General features: G+C 73.0%; 23 protein-coding genes and 1 pseudogene. 16 read left to right on the plus strand and 8 right to left on the minus strand.

What is annotated here, in order from left to right; genetic code table 11:
* Positions 1–31: 31 nt before the first annotated feature.
* Together H293_RS0113195 and H293_RS0113200 are read right to left on the minus strand one after the other, a co-directional pair.
* On the minus strand, positions 32–1,228 hold the full coding sequence (locus H293_RS0113195) for a cysteine desulfurase-like protein (protein ID WP_020118361.1): 1,197 nt from the start codon (positions 1,226–1,228) through the stop codon (positions 32–34).
* 43 nt (positions 1,229–1,271) lie between these two features.
* Positions 1,272–1,640 (minus strand): MerR family transcriptional regulator, encoded by a 369-nt coding sequence (locus H293_RS0113200; protein ID WP_028807809.1) that lies wholly within the window; start codon positions 1,638–1,640, stop codon positions 1,272–1,274.
* Between the two features lie 100 nt (positions 1,641–1,740).
* Between H293_RS0113200 and H293_RS0113205 the strand changes: the two genes are divergently transcribed.
* From H293_RS0113205 to H293_RS0113215, 3 genes are all read left to right on the plus strand, one after another.
* The gene (locus H293_RS0113205) at positions 1,741–2,814 is read left to right on the plus strand and encodes an alkene reductase (protein ID WP_020118363.1); all 1,074 of its coding nucleotides are present in this window, start codon (positions 1,741–1,743) and stop codon (positions 2,812–2,814) included.
* Between the two features lie 74 nt (positions 2,815–2,888).
* A complete protein-coding gene (locus tag H293_RS0113210) occupies positions 2,889–4,148 on the plus strand; it encodes a glycosyltransferase family 4 protein (protein ID WP_020118364.1) in 1,260 nt (419 codons plus the stop codon).
* Entirely contained in the window at positions 4,145–4,918 is a 774-nt protein-coding gene (locus H293_RS0113215; RefSeq protein WP_020118365.1) for a hypothetical protein, read from the plus strand. The genes H293_RS0113210 and H293_RS0113215 overlap by 4 nt, the downstream gene beginning before the upstream one ends.
* Positions 4,919–4,937: 19 nt before the next feature.
* On the opposite strand, the gene H293_RS0113220 is transcribed toward H293_RS0113215, so the two are convergent.
* A complete protein-coding gene (locus H293_RS0113220) occupies positions 4,938–6,095 on the minus strand; it encodes a cytochrome P450 (RefSeq protein WP_020118366.1) in 1,158 nt (385 codons plus the stop codon).
* A gap of 121 nt (positions 6,096–6,216) precedes the next feature.
* Between H293_RS0113220 and H293_RS0113225 the strand changes: the two genes are divergently transcribed.
* From H293_RS0113225 to H293_RS0113240, 4 genes are all read left to right on the plus strand, one after another.
* A complete protein-coding gene (locus H293_RS0113225) occupies positions 6,217–7,587 on the plus strand; it encodes a hypothetical protein (RefSeq protein ID WP_020118367.1) in 1,371 nt (456 codons plus the stop codon).
* 49 nt (positions 7,588–7,636) lie between these two features.
* Positions 7,637–8,857: an AAA family ATPase gene (locus H293_RS0113230; RefSeq protein ID WP_020118368.1), complete on the plus strand. Its 1,221-nt coding sequence runs from the start codon at positions 7,637–7,639 to the stop codon at positions 8,855–8,857.
* A 2-nt stretch (positions 8,858–8,859) separates the two neighbouring features.
* Entirely contained in the window at positions 8,860–10,170 is a 1,311-nt protein-coding gene (locus tag H293_RS0113235; protein ID WP_397895342.1) for a vWA domain-containing protein, read from the plus strand.
* Positions 10,171–10,271: 101 nt separating this feature from the next.
* Positions 10,272–11,171, plus strand: coding sequence for an amidohydrolase family protein (locus H293_RS0113240; RefSeq protein ID WP_028807811.1), 900 nt, complete (start codon positions 10,272–10,274; stop codon positions 11,169–11,171).
* Here the strand turns inward: H293_RS0113240 and H293_RS58410 are convergent.
* The gene (locus H293_RS58410) at positions 11,155–11,394 is read right to left on the minus strand and encodes a GNAT family N-acetyltransferase (protein WP_158694413.1); all 240 of its coding nucleotides are present in this window, start codon (positions 11,392–11,394) and stop codon (positions 11,155–11,157) included. The two genes, H293_RS0113240 and H293_RS58410, sit on opposite strands and share 17 nt — an antisense overlap.
* Here H293_RS58410 and H293_RS0113250 point away from each other — a divergent pair.
* Together H293_RS0113250 and H293_RS49440 are read left to right on the plus strand one after the other, a co-directional pair.
* Positions 11,389–11,916, plus strand: a complete 528-nt coding sequence (locus H293_RS0113250; protein WP_020118371.1) for a CGNR zinc finger domain-containing protein — start codon at positions 11,389–11,391, stop codon at positions 11,914–11,916. The two genes, H293_RS58410 and H293_RS0113250, sit on opposite strands and share 6 nt — an antisense overlap.
* A 114-nt stretch (positions 11,917–12,030) precedes the next feature.
* Positions 12,031–12,423: pseudogene (locus H293_RS49440) on the plus strand (metal ABC transporter permease); the annotation flags it as partial.
* A 9-nt stretch (positions 12,424–12,432) separates the two neighbouring features.
* Here the strand turns inward: H293_RS49440 and H293_RS0113260 are convergent.
* Positions 12,433–13,209 (minus strand): AraC family transcriptional regulator, encoded by a 777-nt coding sequence (locus H293_RS0113260; protein WP_020118373.1) that lies wholly within the window; start codon positions 13,207–13,209, stop codon positions 12,433–12,435.
* A gap of 70 nt (positions 13,210–13,279) precedes the next feature.
* On the opposite strand from H293_RS0113260, the gene H293_RS0113265 reads away from it, so the two are divergent.
* From H293_RS0113265 to H293_RS0113285, 5 genes are all read left to right on the plus strand, one after another.
* Positions 13,280–14,101: a phytanoyl-CoA dioxygenase family protein gene (locus tag H293_RS0113265; RefSeq protein WP_020118374.1), complete on the plus strand. Its 822-nt coding sequence runs from the start codon at positions 13,280–13,282 to the stop codon at positions 14,099–14,101.
* A 2-nt stretch (positions 14,102–14,103) separates the two neighbouring features.
* On the plus strand, positions 14,104–14,385 hold the full coding sequence (locus H293_RS0113270) for a hypothetical protein (protein ID WP_199790159.1): 282 nt from the start codon (positions 14,104–14,106) through the stop codon (positions 14,383–14,385).
* 92 nt (positions 14,386–14,477) lie between these two features.
* A complete protein-coding gene (locus tag H293_RS0113275) occupies positions 14,478–16,232 on the plus strand; it encodes a SpoIIE family protein phosphatase (protein ID WP_020118376.1) in 1,755 nt (584 codons plus the stop codon).
* A 219-nt stretch (positions 16,233–16,451) separates the two neighbouring features.
* Complete coding sequence (locus tag H293_RS0113280; protein WP_028807812.1) at positions 16,452–16,826, plus strand: roadblock/LC7 domain-containing protein; 375 nt, start codon at positions 16,452–16,454, stop codon at positions 16,824–16,826.
* A 155-nt stretch (positions 16,827–16,981) separates the two neighbouring features.
* Entirely contained in the window at positions 16,982–17,395 is a 414-nt protein-coding gene (locus H293_RS0113285; RefSeq protein ID WP_020118378.1) for an ArsR/SmtB family transcription factor, read from the plus strand.
* Here the strand turns inward: H293_RS0113285 and H293_RS0113290 are convergent.
* Genes H293_RS0113290 through H293_RS0113300 form a run of 3 tightly spaced genes read right to left on the minus strand, consistent with a single transcriptional unit; the run spans position 17,361 to position 20,055 of the window.
* Entirely contained in the window at positions 17,361–17,906 is a 546-nt protein-coding gene (locus H293_RS0113290) for a hypothetical protein (protein ID WP_020118379.1), read from the minus strand. The two genes, H293_RS0113285 and H293_RS0113290, sit on opposite strands and share 35 nt — an antisense overlap.
* Positions 17,903–19,363 carry a sensor histidine kinase gene (locus H293_RS0113295; protein ID WP_106968305.1) on the minus strand — a complete coding sequence of 487 codons (1,461 nt, stop codon included), beginning with the start codon at positions 19,361–19,363 and terminating at the stop codon, positions 17,903–17,905. Before H293_RS0113295 ends, H293_RS0113290 begins: the two co-directional genes overlap by 4 nt.
* Positions 19,360–20,055: a response regulator transcription factor gene (locus H293_RS0113300; protein ID WP_020118381.1), complete on the minus strand. Its 696-nt coding sequence runs from the start codon at positions 20,053–20,055 to the stop codon at positions 19,360–19,362. Before H293_RS0113300 ends, H293_RS0113295 begins: the two co-directional genes overlap by 4 nt.
* Positions 20,056–20,153: 98 nt before the next feature.
* On the opposite strand from H293_RS0113300, the gene H293_RS0113305 reads away from it, so the two are divergent.
* Both H293_RS0113305 and H293_RS0113310 read left to right on the plus strand, forming a co-directional pair.
* Positions 20,154–21,008 (plus strand): DUF3152 domain-containing protein, encoded by an 855-nt coding sequence (locus H293_RS0113305; RefSeq protein ID WP_106968306.1) that lies wholly within the window; start codon positions 20,154–20,156, stop codon positions 21,006–21,008.
* A gap of 64 nt (positions 21,009–21,072) precedes the next feature.
* Positions 21,073–24,432, plus strand: a complete 3,360-nt coding sequence (locus tag H293_RS0113310) for a S8 family serine peptidase (protein ID WP_020118383.1) — start codon at positions 21,073–21,075, stop codon at positions 24,430–24,432.
* Positions 24,433–24,508: the final 76 nt, after the last annotated feature.

Here is a 24,508-nt window from a genome sequence, read left to right on the forward strand (position 1 = left end):
CCTCTTCGCGAAGTTCACCTCTTCGGGAGGCTCACCTCTTCAGGAAGTCTGTCAGTCCCGTCAGGAGACGGTCGACGTCGTCCAGGTCGTTGTAGGGGGCGAGGCCGACACGCAGGCCGCCGGTGTCGCCGAGGCCGAGGTGGCGGGATGCCTCGATGGCGTAGAAGGAGCCGGCCGGGGCCTGCACGCCACGCTCGGCGAGGAACGCGTACGCGTCGGCCGTGCTGTGGTTCTCGAAGGTGAGCAGGACCGTCGGGGTGCGGTCGGCGGCCCGGGAGTGGACGGTGACACCGTCGAGCGCGGCCAGCCCCTCGTCGATCCGGGCGCGCAGGACGTGTTCGTGGGCTTCGAGAGCGGCGAAACCGGCGGCCAGCCGCTCCCGCCGGCTGCCGGTGGAGTCCGCGTCCAGCCGCTCGGCGAGGAAGTCGACCGCCGCCGCCGTGCCGGCGAGGAACTCGTAGGGCAGCGTGCCCAGTTCGAAGCGCTCCGGGACGGCGTCGGTGGAGGGCAGGAGCTTGTCCGGGCGCAGGGTTTCCAGCAACTCCGGGCGGGCGGCGAGGACTCCGTGGTGCGGGCCGAGGAACTTGTAGGGGGAGCACACGAAGAAGTCGGCGCCGAGCGTCTCCAGGTCCACGAGGGAGTGGGCCGCGTGGTGGACGCCGTCCACGTACACGAGTGCGCCGACCTCGTGGGCCGCCCGGACGATCGCGGGAATGTCGGGGCGCGTGCCGATCAGGTTGGAGGCGGCCGTGACGGCGACGAGCCGGGTGCGGTCGGACAGTACGGCCCGGACGGCGTCGACCGTCAACTCCCCCGTCCCCGGGTCGAATTCGGCCCACCGCACGGTGGCGCCCGACTGGATCCAGGGGCGGATGTTGGCGTCGTGGTCGAGGCGGGTGACGACCACCTCGTCGCCGGGCGACCACTTCTTGGCGAGCGTGCGCGAGAAGTCGTAGGTGAGCTGGGTGGCGCTGCGGCCGAAGACGATGCCCGCCGGGTCCGCCCCCAGCAGGTCGGCCATGGCCCGGCGGGCCCCGGTGACGATCCGCTCGGCGTTGCGCTCCCCCAGCGTGATCCGTCCCCGGTTCGACAGGGGCTGCGCCAGGGCGTCGGCGATGGCCCGGACGACCGGCTCGGGGGTCTGGGTGCCGCCGGGGCCGTCGAAGTGGGCGGTGCCGGCGGCGAGAGCCGGGAAGTGGGAGCGGAGGGCGGCGATGTCGTACGTCACGTGCGGGCTCCTTGGTCCGGCCTGTTGCGGTGATCCCAGCCTGTCACGCCGTCCGGAGGGTCTCCCGGTGGGCCCGGTTCACGGCCATCAGTGCGTCGAGGGAGTCCCGGGTGCGGATCAGGTCCGCGATGTGCGCGGAGAGCCGGTCGCGCTCCTCGGCCATCCGCGCGAGCGCGGCGTCGGACGTCTCCTCGCTGGGTGACTCGACGCAGGGCAGGAGCTCGGCGATCGTCCGGCTGGACAGTCCGGCCGCGTACATCCGCTGGAGGAAGACCACGCGCTCGACCGCGCTCTCCGTGTAGTGCCGCTGCCCGCTCCCGCTGCGCGTGCTGGTGAGCAGGTCCTGCTCCTCGTAGTAGCGCAGGGCCCGGACGCTGACCCCGGCCCGTGCCGACAACTCCCCGATGCGCACGTGTTCCTCCCTGACGGCCTTGACCCTCACGTAGACGTCAGGTTTTAGCGTAACCGCGTGCCCGGGACACGGGTACGACGGATCACGAAGGAGATGTGACGTGACGACGCTTTTCACCGGTTTCCGGCTCGGCGGACTCCAGCTGCCCAACCGGGTGGTCATGGCCCCGATGACCCGGGTGCGGGCCGCCGAGGGCGGTCTGGCGACTTCGTCGATGGCGCGCTACTACGCCCAGCGGGCCACGGCCGGGCTGATCGTCACCGAGGGGGTGCAGCCGAGCCTGATCGGTCAGTCCAATCCGGGCACACCGGGGCTGCACACCGATGAGCAGGTGGCCTCGTGGCGCCAGGTGACCGGGGCCGTGCACACCAACGGGGGCCGGATCTTCGCGCAGATCATGCACGGCGGGCGGGTCTCGCACCCGGACACCAACGGGCTGCGGCCCGTCGGGCCCTCGGCCGTCCCGGCCACCGGCGAGGTGTTCACTCCCACCGGACCGCAGCCCGCACCGGTTCCGCGGGCGTTGGACACAGCGGAGGTGCCCGAGCATGCCGCGTCATACGCCGAGGCCGCGCGCCGCGCCGTCGACGCCGGGTTCGACGGGGTGGAACTGCACGGCGCCAACGGCTACTTGATCTCGCAGTTCCTGTCCTCCAACGCCAATCTGCGCACGGACCGTTACGGCGGTTCGGTGGCCGGCCGGATCCGGTTCGCCGTCGAGGCGGCCGCCGCGACTGTGGACGCCGTGGGCGCGGAGCGGACCGGGATCCGGCTCTCACCGGGCGGCGGCTTCTGGGGAGTCGAGGAGTCGGACGTCCCCGAGCTGTACACCGCGCTCCTGACCGAGCTGGCCGGGCTGGGGCTTGCCTACGTCCATCTGGAGGCCACCGCCCCCGAGGAGACGCTGCTCGAGCTGCGCCGGGCCTGGCCGGGCGCGCTCGTCATGAACCCGGTGCTGCCGATGGGCGCCAAGCAGACCGGTCGCTCCGAGGCCGACCACTGGCTGGGGCTCGGCGCCGATCTCATCGGCTTCGGCCGCGCCTTCATCGCCAACCCCGACCTGGTCGAACGGCTGCGCACCGACCTGCCGATCGCCCCCGCCGACGAGGCCACGTACTTCCAGGGCGGCGACAACGGCTATCTGACGTATCCCGCATACCAGTACACGGCATGACGTCCCGGTGGCGAGGACACCACGAATGGGTAACGGGGGTCAACCGTAGGCGATGGCGGGTGGTCTAGCCCGGCATGAAGATCTCTTTCCTGCTCCACAACGCCTACGCGATCGGAGGCACGATCACCACCACGTTCAACCTGGCCCAGGCCCTGGCGGAACGGCACGAAGTGGAGATCGTCTCCGTGCTGCGGCACCGGGAGCTGCCCAACTTCGTGCTGGATCCCCGGGTTTCGCTGCGGCCGCTGGTCGATCTGAGACAGGAGAAGGATCACCCGTTGCACCAGAGACCGGCGCGGGTGTACCCGCGCTCGGAGTACCGGTACGGGCAGTACAGCGAACTGACCGACCAGCGCATAGCGGAGGCCCTCGCCACCATCGACGCGGACGCGGTGATAGGCACCCGCCCCGGGCTCAACGTGCATCTCGCCGACCAGGCGCCATCCCAGGTGGCCCGCATCGGCCAGGAGCACCTCACGCTCGACAACCACTCGCCCCGGCTGCGCACCGCGCTGCGCCGGGCCTACCGCGGGCTCGACGTGCTCACCACGGTCACCGAGGCGGACGCGGCCGCCTACCGGCGCCGGATGCGGCTGCCCGGGGTACGGGTGGAGGCACTGCCCAACAGCGTGCCGGACCCCGTGCTGCCGGCCGCGGACGGCTCCGCCAAGGTGGTCGTCGCGGCCGGACGGCTGGTTCCGGTGAAGCGGTACGACCTTCTCGTCGAGGCCTTCGCCGCGGTCGCCGCCCGGCATCCGGACTGGCAGCTGCGCATCTACGGCAAGGGCGAGGAGCAGGACCGGCTGCGGCGGCTCATCACCGACCTGGGCCTGTGGAACAACGTCTTCCTGATGGGGGCCGCGGCCCCGATGGAGGCGGAGTGGGTGAAGGGCTCGATCGGGGCGGCCACCTCCGACTTCGAGCCCTTCGGCATGACGATCGTCGAGGCGATGCGCTGCGGGCTGCCCGTGGTGAGCACCGACTGCCCGCACGGGCCCGCCGAGATCATCGCGGACCGGGTCGACGGCCGGCTGGTGCCGGTCGGGGAGCGGGACGCGCTGGCCGCCGCTCTGCTGGAACTGGTCGGGGACGACGAGCTGCGCCGCCGTATGGGCCGGGTGGCCCTGGAGAACGCGCGCCGGTTCGCTCCCGGTCCCGTGGTCGAGCAGGCCGAGCGGCTCGTCACGGAGGCCGTGTCGGCGCGGCGGGCGGGCCGGCGGGTCGTGCGGCAGCGCCAGGGCGGAACGCTGACCGCCCGCGGCTCCGCCGCCAGGGACACCGCGCTGATCGCGGCGAGCGGCGCGCTGCGCCTCGTACGGAAGGGACGGTCATGACCACGCCACGCGCCGGATGCGCCATCGACGCGGAGGGCCGGATCACCTTCGCGCTGCCCGCGGGCCACGGGCAGGGACTGCTGCTGCGGCTGCGTCCGAAGAAGGGGCAGCCCGAGGAGACCCTGCACGTCCTCGACCTGGACTCCGCCGGCGAAGGGCGGACGGAGGCCGTACTGGGTGCGGAACCCGTGCTCGCGGAGGGGCGGTGGGACGTGTATCTGCTGGACGGGTCCGAGCGCACGCGTCTGCGTCCGGGCCCCCGTGACCTGCGGACCCTGGTCGACGGACATCCGCGTGAGCGGCGCGGGCCGCTGGCCGTGCGGGTCCCCTATGTCACCAAGGACGGCTACCTCGCGGTGCGGACCTGGCTGCGGCCCGCGCACGCGGAGGCCGGCCGCGTCGACATCACGGGTGGGACGCTGACGGTCGCGGCCCGGCTGCACGGCGCCTCGCTACTGGACGGCGCCGAGGTGCGGCTGCGGCTGCGAGGGGGCGAGGGGGCCGTGCGCACGGTGGAGCCCCTGGTCGCGGAGGACGGCCGGAGCTTCTCGTTCACGGTCGACGACGAGAGCCTGGACACCGGCATCTGGGACATGTTCGTACGACCCGCTCCCGGAGCCCCGATGATCCGGATCGCCCGCCTCCTGGACGACGTGGCGGACCGCAAGCATGTCCACGTCTACCCCGGTGCCACGGCCGGCGAAGTCGTCGTGCGCCCGTACTACACGGTCGACAACGACCTGTCCCTGGAGGTGAAGCGGACCGGCTGAGCGTCACTCCCGCCGCGGATCAGCCCCAGAGCACGTGCAGGGTGGGTGGCTTGCGGAAGACCAGGCCGTGCGGGGCGGTCGGGTGGTCCGGGTCGAGGCGGAGGGCGGGGAGCCGGTCGAGCAGGTGCCGTAGGGCGATGCGGGTCTCCAGACGGGCCAGGTGGGCGGCGAGACAGTAGTGCGGGCCGTGCGCGAAGGCCAGCTGGAGGCGGGCGTTCGGACGGCGGACGTCGAAGCGGTCGGGGTCGGGGAAGACCGCGGGGTCCCGGTTGGCGCCGGTCAGGGAGACGGTGACGAGGTCGCCCCGGCGGATCGCAGCCGGGCCGAGGGTGAGGTCACGGGTGGCGTAGCGGTCCACGACGGCCGCGCCGGGTTCGAGGCGCAGCGACTCCTCGATCGCGTTGTCCAGCAGTGCGAAGTCGGCCTGGACCAGCGCGAGTTGGTCGGGGTGCCGGAGGAGGTGCAGCAGCGCGTTGGTGATCATCGCCTCGGTGGTCTCTATGCCGCCGAACATCAGCACGGCGGCGTTGGAGGCGACCTCCGGCAGCGCCAGCCGGCCGGCGGCTGAGGCCAGGAGCGAGGAGTCGGCCCCCTGCGCGACGGTGGCCTCGACCGCTCGCCGCAGCTGTACGTACGCCTCCGGGCCCGCGGGTCCCGCCGCACGGCCCTCCGTGATGTCCGAGACCGAGCGCACGATGGCGTCGTACCAGGCGAGCACCGTGTCCGTGCCGGCGTCCACCAGTCCGAGCGCCTCGGTGACGACGGCGACGGCGAGCGGGCCGGCGAAGGCGCGGCGCAGTTCGGCGGCCCCCGCCGGTTCGAGCCCGGTGACGAGCCGGTCGGTCTCCCGCTCGATGAACTCGGCGAATCCGTCCCGCACCGCACGGGGACGGAAGGGCTCGGTGAACGGCTCGCGGTGGCGGGTGTGTTCGTCGCCGTCCAGGGAGAGCATGCTGGGGCCGACGATCCGGGCGGTCGAGAAGCGGGGGTCGTCGACGGTGAAGGTCTCGGCGTCCCGCATCACGTCGAGCGCGAGATCGCGCCGGGTCACCAGCCAGCCGTTCAGCTCGGGCAGCCAGGACACGGGTTCGTGCGCGCGGAGCTCGGCCAGGCGCGGGTGCGGGTCACCGGCGAGTTCGGCCGGCGTGGTGGCCGCGCCGAGCGGGAATGCGATCACGCCCCAGGCTAACCCGGTGGAAAACCGATGGAAGGTGCGGGCGGAGCGGCCTACGCTGCTCCACGATGACGACTCACACTCCTGAACGATTGGGGGTCCCGTCCGCGCAAGGTGAGCGCTGATGCTCCCTTCGACCGCGAACGAGGACATCCGTACCTCCTTCTGGCCGCGCGTGCGCGAGTTCGCCGTGCCGGCCTCCATGATCGAGACCGCGACCGCCCGTCGCCTCGCCGGTGACTGGTCGGGGGCGTGTGCCGCCGCGGGCTTCGACGTCGATCTCCACCTCCGTGCGGTGGCGCGCGATCACGGCCGGGAGCTGGCGTCCCGGGTCCGGTCCGATCTCCGCGCCCTCGCTCCCGACCTGCTGCGCTGGCACATGCCGAGGATCGCTCCTGACGGGCTGCTGCGGCCCGGGGTGACACTGACCCTGGCGCGGTACGAGGCCGTCGAGGGCCCGGTACATCTCGTGGCCAGGACCGCGCCCGCCTGGGCGGATGCCGGGCAGCGGATCAGCCTCGCCCTGTGGTCCCGCTCCACCGCCGACGCCGTACGGCATCCGCACCCGCGTCCGAACCGACGGTTCCGCCTGGACCTGCACCGGCATCTGTGGGATGCGGGCCGCGCCGGGGAGCTGCGGGGGCGGTCGGGGGTCGGTGAGCCCTCCTTCGGGTCGGCCAGCCGTCAACCGCCCCTGGCCGCAGCAGAGTTGGCCGTACCTCCCGACTGTGCCGTCGACCGGTGGGCGGCCGAGGCGCGGATACTGCTCGGTGCCGAAGGCCGGGCCGACGGTTGCCTGTCGGTGCGGTGGGGCGGACGGCACCGGCTGGTGCTGGAGCTCGCCGCGGACGACGACCTGATCCGTCCCGTGCCGACGCCCTCGGCCGATGTCGTCTCCGCGCTTCCCGTCCTGCCCGACGCGGCGACCTGGGTGCTGCCCGATCTCCAGCTGCTGCGCGCCGGGGCGATCGAGGCGGATCGACTGCACCCCTTGGTCGCCGCCGCTTTGGCACCTGACCGCACGGCCACCGGACCGCCCCGCGCCCCCGACCGGGCGGGAACACCGCGTCTGGTGGAGTGCCGGGGAGCCCGTCACCGGATCGGCCTGGTCGACGGGGTGCTGGCCCCGCTGGACCACGACCCGGACGAGATCCGGCGGGAGGAACTGCTGGTCGCGCTGACCGGCACCCCGCTCCCCTGCCTCCAGGTGATCGACGAGGCACACCGCCGTCCGCACTGTCTGGACGGCGTCCGCGAACGTCTCGCGCACGGCGACACCGCCGGCGCGCTGGCCGTCGTGGAAGGACTGCTCGGGCCCGAGGCGCTGCTGCGCACCGGCCCCCTCCGGGACGCACTGGAGGCGGCCGCGCTACGCCGTATCACCTACGGCCTGTTCAGGGCGGGCCTTATGGGACCCGGGCCCGTCTGGTTCCGCCCGCGTCCGAGCGGACGCGATTCACGGAACCGGCGTACCCATCCCCGGCACGCGACCTGAGTCCCAACCCCCTCCTCCTGGCCCACTCCTAGCCCATAGGTGATCACTCATGCCCATGACCGCCCCTGCCCCCGTCTCCCAACTCGACATCGCCGCCGACCTGTTGACCCTCCTGCGCGACTCCACCACCGAACCGCGCCCCGACTCCCAGCTGGAGGCCCTCACCCTGGCCGTCGCCGCGGATCTGCCCGTGTTGCTGTGGGGTGAGCCGGGCATCGGCAAGACCGCGGCCCTGACCCAGCTCGCCACGGCCCTGGACCTGCCGCTGACCACGGTGATCGCCAGCGTGCACGAGCCGTCCGACTTCTCGGGGCTGCCCGTGGTCGGGGACGATCCCGCGACCCAGGGCGTTCCGATGGCCCCGCCGGACTGGGCGGTGCGGCTGGTGCGGACCGGCCGGGGGCTGCTGTTCCTGGACGAGTTGTCCACGGCGCCGCCCGCCGTCCAGGCCGCGCTGCTCAGGCTCGTCCTGGAGCGGCGGATCGGCGCCCTCCGACTGCCGCCCGGGGTACGGATCGTGGCCGCCGCCAACCCCCGGTCCTCGGCGGCCGACGGCTGGGAACTGAGCCCGCCGCTGGCCAACCGGTTCGTCCACCTCCAGTGGACCCACGACCACGAGGTCGTCGTCCGCGGTCTCGGCGGGACCTGGCCCCGGGCCACCCTGCCGCGGCTCGATCCGCGGAAACTGCCGGAGGCCGTGGCGTTCGCCCGCCGCGCGGTGTGCGGACTGCTCGCCGCGCGGCCCACGCTCGTGCACCGGCTGCCCACCAACGAGACCCGGCGGGGCGGTCCCTGGCCGTCGCCGCGGAGCTGGGACATGACGCTGTCCCTGGTCGCCTTCGCGACCGCGGCCGGTTCCGCGCGGGACGTGCTCTCCCTGCTGGTCCGGGGGACGGTGGGCGACGGCCCGGGGCTGGAGCTGCTGGCGAGCCTGGACCGGCTGGACCTCCCGGACCCGGAGGACGTGCTGGCCGACCCCGCGGGGGCCGTCCTGCCCGAGCGGGGCGACCTGCGGCAGGCCGTGCTCGACGGTGTGGTCGCGGCCGTACGCGCGCGTCCGGACCGTAGCCGCTGGGACTCGGCGTGGGCGGTGCTGGTCCGGGCGCTGGAGACCGGGGCCCCGGACCTGGTGGTCGTGCCCGCGACCACGCTCGCCTCGCTGCGGCAGCAGGACTGGGACGTGCCGGCCACGATCGAGCGGCTCGCCGGGACGGTGGCACTGTCGCGGCGGGCGGACCGGGCGGCGGTCGCCTCCAAGGGCCGACGATGACCATGAACACGGCCGAAGGGCTGAACACCAACACGTCCGAAGCGAAGAGCGCCCACCCGCCCGAAGAGGGGGGCCGCCTGGACCGCGACAAGCTGTTCGCCGCCCGTCTCCACGCCGCCCGGGCCCGCCCGTACCTCGCCACCGCGCTGTTCGCCCTGCACACCGTCGAGTCGAAGCGGGTGCCGACGATGGCCGTCGACCGGCACTGGCGGTGCTATGTCTCGCCGGCGTTCGTGGACCGGATGCCGGTGGAGGAGCTGGCGGGCGTGTGGGTGCACGAGGTGTCCCACCTGCTGCGCGACCACCACGGGCGCGGTGACCGGGTCGCCCGGGAGCGCGGGCTGACCGGGGTCGGGGACCGGCTGCGGATGAACATCGCCGCGGACTGCGAGATCAACGACGACGTGTACGGCGACGGACTGGTGCAGCCCGAAGGCGCCGTGCGGCCCGGGCAGTTGCGGCTGTCCGAGGGGCAGCTCATGGAGGAGTACCTGAGCGGGATCAGCCTCGGTGCGCTCACCCTCGACCTGTCCTGGCTGGACTGCGGCAGCGGTGCCGACGGTCTGGAGCGCGCGTGGGACCTGGGCCCCGACGGGGCGCACGGGCTGAGCGAGCAGGAGCGCGACGCGGTCCGCTTCCGCGTGGCGCAGGGCATCAGGGCGCGTCCGGGGAGCACCCCGCAGGGCTGGCAGCGGTGGGCGGAGGAGGCGTTCCATCCGCCGCAGCCGTGGCGGGACCTGCTGGGCGCGGCGCTTCGCTCAGCGGTCTCCGGTTCCGGCTCGGGCGACGACTACAGCTACGGCCGTCCGTCGCGGCGCTCGGCGGGAGTGCCCGGCGCGGTCCTGCCGAGCCTGCGGCGCCGCCCTCCCCGGGTCTGCGTGATCATCGACACCTCCGGCTCGGTCAGCGACGGCGAACTGGGCAGCGCGCTCCTGGAGGTCGCCGCGATCTCCCGTGCCGTGGGCGGCCGCCGGGACCTGGTCCACGTCCTCCCGTGCGACGCGGCGGCCGGGGTCGTGCGTCCGCTGTGCCGGGCCGAGGGCATCCCGCTGGTCGGCGGCGGGGGCACCGACCTGCGCACGGGCTTCGAGAAGGCGCTGCGCTCGCGCCCCCGGCCGGACGTCGTCGTGGCCCTGACCGACGGGCAGACACCCTGGCCGGCCGCGCAGCCCTCATGCCGTACCGTCGTCGGTCTGTTCCCCCGGCCGGGAAGGGGCCGGGCACGACGCGAGAACAATCCCGAGTACGAACCGGACTCACCGCCCGCGTGGGCCCGCGTGGTGGAGATCGGCTCGGCATCGGGAACTCGCTGAGCCGGACACCCCCGCGGGGTGGACGTGGGGGCGGTGGACCGCGAGATCATGGGGGTCCGCGGAGTCCGGAGCACATCGCGGGCCCGGGTGGGAGGAGCGCCATGACCAATGTCGACGTGCACCAGCATCTGTGGAGCCCGTCGCTGGTGACGGCCTTGAGGGCGCGCCGCGAGCCGCCGTACCTGGACGGCTGGACGCTGCACCTGGACGGTGAGCCGCCCTACGACCTGCCGCCCGCCGACCACGACGTGGCCCTGCGCTCGGAACTCGCCGCCACCGACGGCCTCGGCCTCGCGCTCGTCTCCCTCTCGGCGCCGATCGGCGTGGAGTGGCTGCCCGGGGCCGAGGCGCGGCCCCTGCTCGACGCCTATCACGAGGGCGCGGCCGCGCTGCCCGAGCCGTTCGGGGCGTGGGCCGCCGCCTGTGTGCGGGACATCGATGCCAGGGCGACGGCCGGTCACCTCGACCAGGGGTTCGTCGGCCTCCAGCTGCCCGCCAACGCCCTTGCGGACGCGGCCGGTTACGCCCGGTGCGCACCTCTGCTGGATCTGCTGGAGGAGCGCGACCTGCCGCTGTTCGTGCACCCCGGGCCCGCGGCCGGTGGGTCCGAGGGGCCCGGCTGGTGGCCCGCGATGGTGCCCTACGTCCAGCAGATGCATGCCGCCTGGTTCGCCTTCCGCGCCTACGGCCGCCCCCGCCACCCACGGCTGCGGGTCTGCTTCGCGCTGCTGGCCGGGCTCGCGCCGCTGCACGGGGAGCGGTTCGCCGCGCGCGGGGGTGGCGGGAGCCGGCCGGACCCGTCGGTGTTCGTCGAGACGTCCTCGTACGGGCCGCGCGCGGTCGAGTCCGTCGTGCGCGCCCTGGGCGTGGAAGCCGTGGTCCAGGGCTCGGACCGGCCGTACGCGGAGCCGCCGCAGCACCCCGGCCACGGGCTCGGCGGAGCGGCGGCCTACGCCTTCCGGATCGCCAACCCCCGGCGACTGCTCACCGGGAAGGAATGACGGCGCGGTGAAGCGGCGCGTTCTCGACCGGAGCGCGCAGCTCCACCCGGGAGACGTGGTGGTCCCGGAACCAGCCGAGCAGGCCCCTGACGACCGTACGACCGTGGCCGTGCCGCCGGCGCTCCGGACCGGTGACGACTCCGACGACGCGCCTGCCGTACGGCAGCTGCCCTTCCGATGCCTTGTCCCGTGCCGACCCGGTTGATGTAATGCCTTTGTGCATCTCAACCCTTACGGCGAGGACCCCGTGAACCTGGCCGCGGATCTGGCCAACCGGCGTCCGGCCGACGTCACGGAGCTCGCGGACCGCTGCCGCGCCGCCGGGGTGGCGCCGGACGGCCCGGTCACCCCGCGGGACCTGGCCCGCACCGGTGAGGTGCTGGACGCGTGGGAGAAGGTCGTCGACGCCTCGGACGAGGAGGAGCGCGCCGGACTGCTCAACCGCATGCTGGCGGCGGCCGCCGCGTATCCGCGGATGACCAACCACGCGGGGGCCGGCTGGCATCTGCACTACCGCGACGAGGGACAGCCGCTCGGCGACGTGCTGCACGCCCTGATCTCCGTGGGCACCGCCCTGCACCTGGCGGGACGCGGTATGCACCGGCTGCGGCGCTGCGAGGTGTCGGAGTGCGCCACGATCTTCGCGGACACCACCCGCACCGGCCGCCGACGGTACTGCTCCCACCGCTGCGCCAACCGCGACGCGGTCCGCCGCCACCGTGCCCGTACCGCGTCCTCGGACTAGCCGCGAGGCTCGGACCAGGGGAAAGTCAATTGTTGGCAACGGTTTTCACATAGCGCCCGCCAGAGCTGTTTACGACAATCATTTCCATCCCGCGTGTGGGGGTCATCAGAACCGCGACCGCTCGCCTTCGCCGGCGCGGACCCCGACGTCGCCGAGGCCCGCGGGGTCGCGGTGCGCGGGCCCTCCTTCGCCTTCATGATCGTGCTCGGCATGGCGGTCGCCCTGTCCGTGCAGGTCGTGGGCGCCCTGCTGATGCTCTCCCTGCTGATCACCCCGGCCGCGGCCGCCGCCCGCGTCACCGCGTCCCCGGTTCTGCTGCCGCTGCTCAGCGTGGTCTTCGCGCTGACGTCGATCGAGGGCGGCATCCTGCTGGCCCTGGGCAGCAGCATCCCGATCAGCCCGTACGTCACGACGCTCTCGTTCGTCCTCCACGCCGGTTGCGCCGCGGTCGGCAGACACCGGCCCCGGCGCTGGGGCGCCCGGCGTACGGTCCCGGCACCCGCCTGAGCCCCGGCTCTATCCGTGCCGCTCCCGCACGGCCCGCGGCGAGGCGCCCAGCTCCTTGCGGCAGGTCTTGTTGAAGGCCTGGAGGTCGGGGATGCCGACGGTCGCCGCGATCGCCGGGATGGCCAGCGTCGAGGCGATGAGCAGGTGCCGGGCGCGTTCCATGCGACGACGCCGGATGTAGGCGACGACGGTGTGACCGGTGTCCTCGCGGAACAGCCGGGTCAGGTGGGTGTGCGAGACCCCGGCGGCACGGGCGATGCCGGGGACGGTCAGCGGGCCGGCCAGGTGCTCCTCGATGTGGGCGACCGCCGTGCGCAGCGCGGGGTGCCGGGCCCGGTCCTCGCCGGCGCCGGCCAGGCCGGTCGTGCGCCACAGCACCGTCCACAGCTCGGCGGAGGCTCGGGCCGGGGACTGCGCGCTCGCCGCGACCGTCTGCCGCAGCAGCCCGGTCAGCACCGCCGCGTCCGCGCCGGCGTCCTGCATCACCGGGACCCGGCGCCGCTCGCCCCCGCCCGGCAGCCGGAAGTGGGCGTACAGGTGCTCGCAGCGCGTGGCGTCGTAGTGGAAGTGCACCTCGGTGTCGGGCGGGACGAGGCTCACATGGCCGGGGCGGATCGGGTGCCGGGAGCCGCCGAGCTCCAGGGCGCCCGAGTAGCCGTAGAGATGGAGCTGCCACAGGCGCGGGAGGCGGAACACGTCGTGGGGGCCCGCCGAGCCGTGTACGCCGACGCCCGCGTTCTCCACGTGCGGGGGCAGGTCGAGGGCCAGGTCGACATGGCGGGTCATGGTGGAAAATTACCAGTGGTCGTCGATTACAGCCCACGACCATCCGGGTGGTTGTTCCTACGGTTGCCGTATGTCAACCACACGACAGCTGCTGAACTCCGCCCAGGTGGCACGGTTCGTGGCCCACGGCTTTCTGCGCCTGGACGGCATCGTGCCCCCGGAGATGAACGAGGAGGCGCTCGCGGTCTTCGCCGCCGGGCCGCCCTCCGTGCCGTACGGCACTCCCGTGCCGAAGGCGTTCCCCGAGGGTTCCTTCGCCCGCCGGCTCGTCGAACTGCCCGCCGTCGCGGGGGCGTTGGAGAGCCTGGTGGGCCCGGATCCGACCGTCGACCACCATTTCGTGCACATCCGTGAGCCGCGTGAGGGCAGCGCGCAGCCGCTGCACGGGGACGCCGTGATCGATCTGCGGCCCGACGCGTTCGACGTCCAGCTCATGTACTACCCGCAGGAGGTCACCGCCGAGATGGGCGGCACGCTGATCGTGCCCGGCAGCCATCTGCGCCGCACCAACGAGTCCGACACCGGCCGCTACCAGAACCTGCGCGGCCAGACCCGGCTGACCTGCCCGGCCGGCACGGTCGTGCTGCTGCACCACGGGATCTGGCACGGCGGGCGGCGCAACGACAGCGACATCGTCCGCCACATGTACAAGATCCGCTTCAACCCGACCGTGCCGCAGGTGCGGCTGTGGGACACGGCGGACCTGGACGCGCCCGCCGTCCGGGAGGAACTGGGACGCGGTTTCCCGTGGTACGAGCAGGCCACCGGCCGGCTGGAGATCCTCAACCGGATCAGGCTGTGGCGGGCCCTGACCGGTGATCCCGCGTTCGACATCGAGTACTGGGCCACCCGTATCGCCAACCGGCCCGCCGCCCGAAGGAGCCAGCCGTGACCATGTCCACCACCGTGCGCCAGCAGGTTCTCGTCCTGTACCTGGACACCTCAGCGCTCGACTCGCGGGTCGTCGGCTGGGCCCGTTACGACGGCACGGGCGCCACCCGTCCCACGACCGGGGACAGCGACGAGCCGCCGTACGAGACGGGCGTCGCCGCCCTGGAGGACGGCTGGCGGCTCTTCCAGGCCGCGCAGCTCGTCCCGCCGTATCCGGGGATGGAACACGAGACGTCGTTCCTCAAGCACGAGTTCTTCTTCGAGAAGCTGGTGAGCGGCGGATGAGACACAGCTCATAGCCGTGACACCTCGAAATGTGGTCCAATACTCCATAAGTATGACGAAACGGACTCCGGATCTTCGAGGAATCACTCCAGATGACCCACCCCCGCCTGTCCGCGCGCTCCGCCCCCTTGTCCTCGGGGACGCTGCGCGAGCTGTCGGAAGCGGCCCGGGCGGCGGGGACGGGGGAGGTGCTGGACGAGTTGTGGACGGCCAGCCGGTTCCTGGACGGGACACCGGCGGCCGTCGCGGTCCTGGACACCGACCTGCACTATCTGTACCTCAACGACACTCTGGCCGAGTTCAACGGGCTGCCCGTCGACGAGCACCTCGGCCGTCCCATGCCGGAGGTGATCCCCGGCTCCGGGCCCTCGGCGGAGGTGGCCCGCGAAGTACTCCGTACCGGACGGCCGCAGACGGTCGTGTTCGACGGCCGGGTGCCCGACCACACGGTGGACGTGCCGCGCTGGTGGCTCGGCGCCTTCCACCGGCTCGACGGTGAGGACGGCGAGATCCTCGGGGTCGCCGCCGTCGTCATGGAGGTCACCGAGGACATCCGCCGGCGCGAGTCGCTCAGCCGGGCCCAGGAGCGTCTTGAGCTCCTGGAGGAGACCGCCACCCGGGTCGGTGGCACGCTCGACGCGGCCGAGGCCTGCCGGGCCCTGACCGACCTGCTGGTGCCGCGGTTCGCCGACTACGCCGCCGTGGACGTGCTCGACCCCGAGGGCACGCGCAGGGCCCCGGCCGCCCCCGTCCCGGTGCGGCTGCGGCGCATGGCGGTGGCCGCCGCTCCCAGTGTGCCCGAGCCGGTCACCCCGGCGACCAGAAGCGGCGAGGTGATCTTCCACCAGGCCAGTTCGTCGATGTCCCAGGTGCTGACCGCGCACAAGCCCATGGTGCTCAACCGGCCCGACGACGACACCCTGCGCATGCTCGCCCCCACGCGACAGCGGCTGGAGCGCTACCGCGCCATGGAGCTGCACTCCGTGGCCTACCTGCCCCTCATGGTCGGCGGCGAGCCCGTCGGAGCGGTCATGCTCGGCCGCAGGGCGCACTCCCCCGAGTTCATGCCGGACGACGTCGAGCTGCTGGAACTGCTGACCGCGCGGGCCGCGACCGGCATCGGGCACGCCCTGCGCTACACCCACGAGCACGAGACCGCGCTGGAGATGCAGCGCGCCTTCCTGGCCACCCCGCACATGCAGGGGCCGGGCGTGGAGATCGCCAGCCGTTATCTGCCCGCCGGGCGGGGCGCCGAGGTGGGCGGTGACTGGTTCGACTCCGTCGCGCTGCCCTCCGGGCGCACCCTGCTCGTGGTCGGGGACGTCATGGGGCACGGAGTGCGGGCCGCCGCGGCCATGAGCGAGTACCGCTCGCTGCTGCGTGCGCTGGCCCTGCAGGGGCTCGCCCCCGACCGGTTGCTCACCGAGGCGGACCGCACCGCCCACGCGCTCGACCTGGACCGCGTCGCCACCTGTGTGCTGGCCCTCCTGGACCCCGCCGCCGGACACGCGGTCCTGGCCACGGCCGGCCATGTCCCGCCCCTGCTGGTCCGGCCCGGCACCCTCCCCGAGCTCGCGGACCTGCCGGTCGGACCCCCACTGGGCACGGGTTCCGGCGGATACGAGAGCCGGCACTGCCCGATGCCGCCGGGCACCCTGTTGCTGGCCTACACCGACGGGCTCGTGGAGCGGCGCCGCGAGGACATCGACACCAGCCTCGCCGCACTGGCCGGCACTCCCATCGCGGCCGGGCATCCGCTGCCGGACATCCTGAACACCGTCCTCGACCGGCTGACCCCCGCCAAGTCCGAGGACGACGTCACGCTCCTGGCGGCCCGCACCCTGTAGGCACCCAGGAAGCGCGGAGTCCGCTCCAGGCGTCATCTTCGGCCCCTGGAAGGCCAGTTGTGACCCTCGGGCGGTCCTGTCGGTATGGCGTTCGGTCAACGGGAGGCAGTCCCGAAGACCCCCGTGCCCGGTCCCCCGCTCCGCGCATACGGTCCCGGAATCCGGCGGACGGGCCCGGCCACGGGTCCGCCGCGATCCACAGACACAAGGGGAGGCACCGTGGCGAGTGTGGAAGTGTCGCTGAAGGAGATGATGGCCGGAACCGAGGGGGCGGTGGCGGCCGCGGTCGTCGACTACACCAGCGGAATGGCCCTGGGCACTCTGGGCGGCGGCAAGGACCTGGACCCGACGGTCGCGGCGGCCGGCAACACCGACGTCATCCGCGCCAAGGTCCGCACCATGGAACAGCTGGGCCTCAAGAGCGACATCGAGGACATCCTGATCACGCTGGAGAACCAGTACCACCTCATCCGCCTGGTGACCGGCCGCACCGGCAACGGGCTGTTCCTCTACCTGGTCCTCGACAAGGCCCGCTCGAACCTGGCGATGGCCCGGCATCAACTCAAGCGCGTGGAGGAGCAGCTGGAGATCTAGAGCGGCTTCCGGCCGGGACGCCGTGCGCCCACGATGTGAAGACTTCTTCAAGTCACCACATCCACATGAGCCCAATCCGTGGCCGCACGGCGTCCCCGCCCAGCAGGATCGGCACCGACGACCCCGTACCGTCCGGCAGGGAGCGAGCGCCGCCCATGCACGTCCCCCTCTACCAGGCCAAGGCGGACTTCTTCCGCATGCTCGGCCACCCCGTGCGCATCCGCGTACTGGAACTGCTCCAGCACGGGCCCGTGCCGGTCCGCGACCTGCTCGCCGACATCGACATCGAGCCCTCCAGCCTCTCCCAGCAGCTGGCCGTGCTGCGGCGCTCGGGCATCGTGGTGTCCACCCGCGAGGGCTCCACGGTGAGTTACGCCCTCGCCGGCGGTGACGTCGCCGAACTCCTGCGGGCGGCCCGCCGCATCCTCACGGAACTGCTGGCGGGCCAGAACCAGCTCCTGAGCCAGCTCCGGCAGGCCGACACCACCGAGGGGGAAACCCGCGCGGCGGAAACTCCCGTGGCAGGAAGACTCCTCAGCGATCGGGGCAGCCCTCGTCCGACCCTCTGACCCGCCGTCCGGAGCCGTCGGTCACCTCCGCGGTGACGGCGTCGACCGACGGGCGGGTGAGGCGGTACGCGGCCGCGGCCGTGCAGATCATCTGCCGCACCCCGGTGTCGCTCAAGGTGTCGATGCCCGGGGGGAGTTCGATCGTCATCGTGCTCCCCTCGACGGTCACCGTCGGCGCGTCCGACGAGGGCTTGCCGGGCTCGTCGGGGGTGTCTGCGGGAAGGGGTGCGGAGGTTGCCGGGCCCGGTACCTCGGTGAACAGGCCGCCCAGGCGCCCCTCCCCCTCCAGCGGACCGGCCATCAGCAGCCGCAGCGCAGCCCCGGGATCACCGGGCAGTTCGGTCGTGCGGGGCGTCGCGACGAGGGCGCCGCTCTTGTCGACGAAGTAGACCGGCGTCTGCGGGAGGGTCCCGCTCGCGGGCCCGCCGGCCTCCACCACCCCGGTCGCGGGGATCCCGCAGGAGGTGAGCGCGAGGAGCGCCAGCAGCGGGACGCGGCGCAGGGCCTTCATGACGGGTTCTCCTCGGGCGATTCGTCCCGCCGCAGCGGAAGATCTACGGTGAAGACGGCGCCGCCCGCCGGGTGGTTGGCCGCGTGGACGGTGCCGCCGTGGATGCGGACGTTCTCGGCGGTGATGGCGAGGCCGAGGCCGCTGCCCTCGGAGCGGATCCGGGCGGTGTCCGACTTGTAGAACCGCTCGAAGACATGGGGCAGGACGTCGTACGGGATGCCGGGGCCGCTGTCCCGCACCTCGATGACGGCCACCGCGGCGCCGGCGCCCAGGCGCACCTGTACCGGACGGTCGCCGTGCTTGAGCGCGTTGCCGACCAGGTTGGCGACGACCACGTCGAGGCGGCGCGGGTCGACGCGTCCGCGGACGGCGTCCGGTGGGGGCAGGTCGGTCGCCACCGTGTCGGTCCAGCCGCGGGAGGCGAGGGTGCGGCGGATCGACTCGGCGAGGTCGATCTCGTCCAGGTGCAGCACCGCCGCGCCCGCGTCGAAGCGGGAGATCTCCATCAGGTCGTCGACGAGACGGGCGAGTTTGACGGTCTCCTCGCTGATGAGCCGGACCGCGGTGGCCGTGTCCGGGTCCAGTCGGGCGGCGTCCTCGTCGAGGACGTCGGTGACCGCGGACATGGCGGCGAGCGGGGTGCGCAGTTCGTGCGAGACGTCGGCGGCGAAACGGCGGGCCCGGGACTCCATCTCGCGCAGCTCGGCGACCGACGCCTCCAGCGCGGCGGCCGTCTCGTTGAACGTGTGGGACAGGTCCGCGAGTTCGTCCGAGCCGTTGACCGCGAGCCGGGTGTCCAGGCGCCCTTCGGCGATCCTGCGGGTGGCGAGCCGCAGCTTGCGCACCGGCACCAGCACCCCGCGGGCGGCGAGGAGCGCGAGCACGACCGCGAGCGCGAGGGCCGCGACCATGGCCCGTTCGACCGCGGTGACCAGGGCGTCGACGTACGCCTGTTCCGTGGTCTGCGGCACGACGAGGAACACCTGGACCCCGGTGACCGTGGCGGCGGTGCCCCGGCCGCCGAAGAGGATCGACATGCCGACGACGAGGGAGGTGCGGCCCTGGTCGCGCACCCGTTGGAAGACGGTGGCCCGGCTGGATCCGACCGCCTCCCGCAGGGCGGGGGTCACTTCGGTGAAGGGGTCTCCCGGGGCGGAGGAGCCGCTGAGGTCCCCGTAGGTCACCAGCACCCGCCAGCTGCCCTGCGACTCGGTGGCGGCCGTGTCCTGCGCGAACTTCCGCAGCGCCGATTCGTCGGGCGGCACGGCGAGTTCGGCGGCGTGCTGGTTGAGCTGGGCGCGCAGTTGTCTGATGGTGGCGTCCTGGCTCTGCTGGAGCACTCCGGTGCGCGCCTCCCGGAAGGTGAGGGCTCCGGTCGTGATGGCCGCGACGGCGGCGACGAGCCCGAAGGCCACCACCAGGCGGGCGCGCAGGCCCCGCAGCCGGCGTCTCCTCACGGCGCCGAGAAGCGGTAGCCGAAACCGCGCACGGTGTGGATGTAGCGGGGTGCGCGCGGCGGCTCGGACATCTTGGTGCGCAGTCGTTTGACGCAGGCGTCCACCAGGCGGGCGTCACCGTGGTAGTCGTGCTCCCAGACCGCCTCCAGGAGTTGCTGGCGGGTGAACACCTGGCCCGGTGAGGCGGAGAGGGTGAGCAGGAGCCGCAGCTCGGAGGGGGCGAGGGCGATCGGCTCGCCGTTCAGCGCGACCGTCAGGCCGGCCCGGTCGACGGCGAGGTCGCCGTAGGTGTCGATCTTCGGCAGGCCCTCGGCGCCGGGCGAGCCCCCCGCCGCCCGGCGCAGGACGGCGCGTATGCGGGCGTCGAGCACCCGGGCCAGAACGGGTTTGACGACGTAGTCGTCGGCGCCCGCCTCCAGACCGACGACGATGTCCACCTCGTCACCCCGTGCCGTCGCCATGATGATCGGCAGGGTCTGGTCGACGGCGCGTTTGCCCCGGCACACCTCCAGGCCGGTCATGCCGGGCAGCATCAGATCGAGGACAACGATGTCCGGCCGGAAGGCCCGCAGCCGGTCCATCCCCTCCTCGCCGGTCGCGGTGGCGTCGACGTCGTGGTTCTGGCGGCGCAGGGCCAGGGCGACACCCTCCCGCACGGCGGGGTCGTCCTCGATCAGCAGTACACGTGACATGCGCACAGTATCCACACGGCCGAGACCACGAGGAGGGTTATCGGTTCGTTACCTTCCGGGCCAGGTCCGATCACATGGCGATCACATCGTGAACGACCGTGACAGCGCACAAACGAAACCCCGCCGGCCGCCGTCGCCGGAAGCGCTCCGAGCGGAGCGTCAAGCACCAACTGATGGGCGGACTGGCCGCGTTGGCCGCCTTCGCGGCCGTCGGTGGCGCGGTGGTGGCGTGGCTGCCGTCCGACTCGGCACCAACGTCCGCGGCACTCAAGCCCGTTGAGAGTCCGAAGCCTCAAGGGACCGCCGGGGCACCGGAGCGGGAAGAGACCTCCGAGTCACCGGAGCCGGAAGAGTCCGGTGCGCCCTCCGGCCCCGCCACGACCCCGCTCCCCCGGAGCGGTCCGGGGACCTTCGTCACCGCACCCGGCGGGAGCGGACGGGTCGGCAGGGGCACGCCGCTGCGCTACCGGGTCGAGGTGGAGAAGGGCATCACGATCACCCCCGAGGACGTCGCCGCACAGGTGGAGCGGACCCTGTCCGACCCGCGCGGCTGGACGGCCGACGGCCACTCGGCGTTCCAGCGGGTGTCCGGCGGCCCCACCGACTTCGTGGTCCGCCTCGCCACCCCGGCGACCGTCGACCGGATCTGCGCCGAGGGCGGCCTCGACACCGGCGGCAAGGTCAACTGCAGCGTGAACCACCAGGTGATGGTCAACCTCAGGCGCTGGGTCCTGGCCACCGAGTTCTACCGCAAGGACGTCGTCGGGTACCGCTCGCTGATCGTCAACCACGAGGTGGGCCACTTCCTCGGCCACGGGCATGTGACCTGCCCCGGCGAGGGGCAGCCGGCCCCCGCGATGATGCAGCAGATCAAGGGCCTGCTCGGCTGCGTCCCCAATGTCTGGCCGTACGACAGCGACGGCCGTCTCCTCACGGGCCCCTCCGCCCCGTGACCCATTGATCCCCCAACTGTCAGGAGTTCAGATGGAGTTACGCCTACCCCACCGACATGCGGCCATGGCCGCGGGGGTGGCTTCCGCCGCCCTGGTCCTCGCCGGGCTGCCGGCCGGTGCGGGAGCCGTCGACCACGTCCCCGCCGGGAGCGCCCGTACGGCCTCAGCGGTGAAGACGGTCACGCTCGTCACCGGTGACCGAGTCCTCGTGGACTCCACCGGCCAGGTCTCCGGGGTGGAGCGGGCGCAGGGCCGCAAGGGCATGCCGTTCACGGTCCGGGTCGTCGCCGGGCACACCCGGGTCGTCCCCGGTGACGCCGAAATACTGCTGGCCGAGGGCAAGTTGGACCCGCGGCTCTTCGACGTCACCCAGCTGGTCAAGGACGGCTACGACGACGCGCGCCGCTCCGACCTGCCGCTGATCGTCACGTTCCGCGGCAAGAAGGCGCCCTCGACCACTCCCTTCACCGAGGCCGGGGCCCGGATGGGCCGTCAGCTGCCCGTCGCCAACGGCCGGGCGATGCGCTCCGCGAAGAAGCGCGGGACCGGGTTCTGGAAGGCCGTGACCCACAAGTCCCCGCAGGGCGCGGCGGCGTTCACCGCCGAGGCCGGCGTGGAGAAGCTGTGGCTCGACGGGAAGCGCCGGGCCTCGCTCGACAAGAGCGTCCCGCAGATCGGCGCACCGGCCGCCTGGGCCGCGGGCTTCGACGGCACCGGCACCAAGGTCGCCGTCCTGGACACCGGAATCGACACCGGCCATCCCGACCTGGCGGGCAAGGTGGTCGCCGAGCAGGACTTCAGCGGCACCGGCACCACCACCACCGACAAGTTCGGGCACGGCACCCATGTCGCGTCCACCGTGGCGGGCAGTGGCGCGAAGTCGGACGGGAAGTACAAGGGGGTCGCGCCGGGCGCGCGGCTCCTCAACGGCAAGGTCCTCGACGACCAGGGCGGCGGCACCGACTCCGGGATCATCGCCGGCATGGAGTGGGCGGTGGCCCAGGGCGCGGACGTCGTCAATCTCAGCCTCGGCGGGCCCGACTTCCCCGACGTCGACCCGATGGAGGAGGCCGTCAACCGGCTCTCGGCGGAGTCCGGCACCCTCTTCGTCATCGCCGCCGGCAACGACGGCGAGTCCGGCGAGTCGACCGTCGGCTCGCCCGGCAGCGCGGCCTCCGCGCTCACCGTCGGTGCGGTCGACGGGTCCGACGCGCTCGCCGACTTCTCCAGCCGCGGTCCGCGGGTCAGCGACGGCGGGGTCAAGCCCGACCTGACCGCGCCGGGCGTCGCCATCACGGCCGCGTCCGCCGCCGGCAGCTTGCTGCCGCAGTGGTACCCGTCCGACATCCCCGGGTACCACACGATCGAGGGCACCTCCATGGCCACCCCGCATGTCGCGGGCGCGGCCGCACTCCTCGCCCAGCAGCACCCCGACTGGAGCGGTGAGCGCCTCAAGGCGGTGCTGACCGGTTCCGCGAAGCCGGGCGCGTACAGCTCCTACCAGCAGGGCACCGGACGGGTCGACGTGGTCCGGGCACTGGACGAGAACGTCGTCACCGAGCAGGGTCCTGTCGACTTCGGCGTCCAGCAGTGGCCGCACGACGACGACAAGGCGCGGACCAAGCGGCTCACCTACCGCAACCTCGGCACCGAGCCGGTCACCCTGGACCTGTCGGTGGACGCCCGCGCGGTGGACGGCAAGCCCGCCGCCGACGGCATGTTCACCGTCTCGCCGCAGCGGATCACCGTCCCGGCGGGCGGCGAGGCGAGTGCCCAGGTCACCGCGGACACCCGCGCCGGCACCGCGGACGGCAGCTTCGGCGGCTCGGTGACGGCCGCCTCCGCCGACGGCAAGGTGCGGGTGCGGTCCGCCGTGGGCGTGGTCCGCGAGGTGGAGTCGTACGACCTGACGCTCAAGCACCTCGACGAGCAGGGCGCGGCGACGGGCGACGCCGTGACCTCCGTGGCGGGTCTCGTCGGCACCTTCTACGCCGACTACGCAGACGAGCAGGACGGCGAGCTGACGGTACGTCTGCCCAAGGCCGACTACGTCCTGACCGGGGTGATCCATCCGGCGCTCTCCGCCTCCCGGCACGCCGTACTGGTCCAGCCCAGGCTGCGGCTGGACAAGGACATGACCATCACTGTCGACGCCCGGCAGGCGGAGCCGGTCGACATCACCGTGCCGGACCCGACGGCCGTGAACAACGACGCCGTGGTCGCGATCGGCTACGGGCGGGGCGAGGGCCGGGACGACGCCTCCCTGCAATTCCTGCTGCCCACCTTCGAGGGTTCCCGGTTCGGGCGGCTGGGCTCCGACGAGCCCGTGGAGGGGCTCAACTCCCTGTACTCCGGGGGGTGGACCGGCAAGGACAAGCAGGGCGGGCCGGTCGACTACCACCTGGGCTGGTACCGGAAGGACACCCTGGACGGCTTCACCGCGAACGTCGGGCGCAAGCAGCTGGCCAAGGTGGACCTCCAGGTCGGTGCGGCGGTCGAGGGCCGGCGCGTCCAGGCCGAGGTGACCGCGCATCTGCCCGACGGCCGGCTGGTGAGCGGCTTCACCGACATGCGCGGGGACCTGCCGTACCGGAGCACCGAGTACATCCTCGACAACGGCGTGAAGTGGTCGGTGCGCACCTGGCAGCGCTGGGGCGAGGGCCCGGATGCCCCCTTCGAGGGCTTCCTGATGCGGATGCCGAGGACCTGGAAGGCCGGTCACACCTACCGCGAGCGGTTCGGCGTGGGCGTCTTCGGACCGGTCCTGAACGGTCCCGGCGACCTCGGACCGGCCAGGGGCTTCCCGGGTGCCGGCCGCGACGGGAACACCCTCAGGGCCTACCTGCCGCTGTTCGGCGACGGCTCCGGGCACTGGGGCCTCAGCGACGCCGCGACGATGACGACGAAGCTGGAGGCGAACGGCAAGGAGATCCCCGACGACCACGGCGTCCCGCCGACCCTCGACGTCACGGAGTACACGCTGCCCGCCGAGGACACCGCGTACAAGCTGACCGTGGACAACTCCCGTGACCGGGCCGTGTATCCGCTCAGCACCCGCGTCCACGCGGAGTGGACCTTCCGCTCGGCGAAGACCCCCGCGGGCGAGTTCGCGGCCGTGCCGCTGTCGACGGTCCGCTTCAGTCCCGACCTCACCCTCGCCAGCACGGCGAAGGCGGGCCGGCGTTTCGAGGTGCCCTTCACGGTCGAGGGCGCGGCCGCGGGGCAGCGCCCGGCGAAGCTCGCCTTCCAGGTGTCGTACGACGAAGGAAGGACCTGGCAGCCCGCCAAGGCCGTCGGTGGTACGCACCTGTCGCTCAAGCACCCGGCGACGGCGGGCTCCGTCTCCCTGCGCGCGGAGCTGACCGACCGGGCGGGCAACACCCTGACCCAGACGATCGAAAGGGCCTACCTGACCACCCCGTGAACCCTCCGTGTACGCACCTCTGCCCGGGACGGCCTCGCCGCCGTCCCGGGCAGAGGTCCGTCTGCGACGGCGGAGA

Source organism: Streptomyces canus 299MFChir4.1 (genome assembly GCF_000383615.1).
Lineage (GTDB): Bacteria > Actinomycetota > Actinomycetes > Streptomycetales > Streptomycetaceae > Streptomyces > Streptomyces canus_C.

What these genes read in the sequence shown, in the direction of transcription:
- H293_RS0113210 (WP_020118364.1), top strand. Translation starts at nt 2,889, where the DNA reads ATGAAGATCTCTTTCCTGCTCCACAACGCCTACGCGATCGGAGGCACG.
- H293_RS0113215 (WP_020118365.1), top strand. Translation starts at nt 4,145, where the DNA reads ATGACCACGCCACGCGCCGGATGCGCCATCGACGCGGAGGGCCGGATC.
- H293_RS0113225 (WP_020118367.1), top strand. Translation starts at nt 6,217, where the DNA reads ATGCTCCCTTCGACCGCGAACGAGGACATCCGTACCTCCTTCTGGCCG.
- H293_RS0113230 (WP_020118368.1), top strand. Translation starts at nt 7,637, where the DNA reads ATGCCCATGACCGCCCCTGCCCCCGTCTCCCAACTCGACATCGCCGCC.
- H293_RS0113235 (WP_397895342.1), top strand. Translation starts at nt 8,860, where the DNA reads ATGAACACGGCCGAAGGGCTGAACACCAACACGTCCGAAGCGAAGAGC.
- H293_RS0113240 (WP_028807811.1), top strand. Translation starts at nt 10,272, where the DNA reads ATGACCAATGTCGACGTGCACCAGCATCTGTGGAGCCCGTCGCTGGTG.
- H293_RS58410 (WP_158694413.1), bottom strand. Translation starts at nt 11,394, where the DNA reads ATGCACAAAGGCATTACATCAACCGGGTCGGCACGGGACAAGGCATCG.
- H293_RS0113260 (WP_020118373.1), bottom strand. Translation starts at nt 13,209, where the DNA reads ATGACCCGCCATGTCGACCTGGCCCTCGACCTGCCCCCGCACGTGGAG.
- H293_RS0113265 (WP_020118374.1), top strand. Translation starts at nt 13,280, where the DNA reads ATGTCAACCACACGACAGCTGCTGAACTCCGCCCAGGTGGCACGGTTC.
- H293_RS0113270 (WP_199790159.1), top strand. Translation starts at nt 14,104, where the DNA reads ATGTCCACCACCGTGCGCCAGCAGGTTCTCGTCCTGTACCTGGACACC.
- H293_RS0113275 (WP_020118376.1), top strand. Translation starts at nt 14,478, where the DNA reads ATGACCCACCCCCGCCTGTCCGCGCGCTCCGCCCCCTTGTCCTCGGGG.
- H293_RS0113285 (WP_020118378.1), top strand. Translation starts at nt 16,982, where the DNA reads ATGCACGTCCCCCTCTACCAGGCCAAGGCGGACTTCTTCCGCATGCTC.
- H293_RS0113290 (WP_020118379.1), bottom strand. Translation starts at nt 17,906, where the DNA reads ATGAAGGCCCTGCGCCGCGTCCCGCTGCTGGCGCTCCTCGCGCTCACC.
- H293_RS0113300 (WP_020118381.1), bottom strand. Translation starts at nt 20,055, where the DNA reads ATGTCACGTGTACTGCTGATCGAGGACGACCCCGCCGTGCGGGAGGGT.
- H293_RS0113310 (WP_020118383.1), top strand. Translation starts at nt 21,073, where the DNA reads ATGGCCGCGGGGGTGGCTTCCGCCGCCCTGGTCCTCGCCGGGCTGCCG.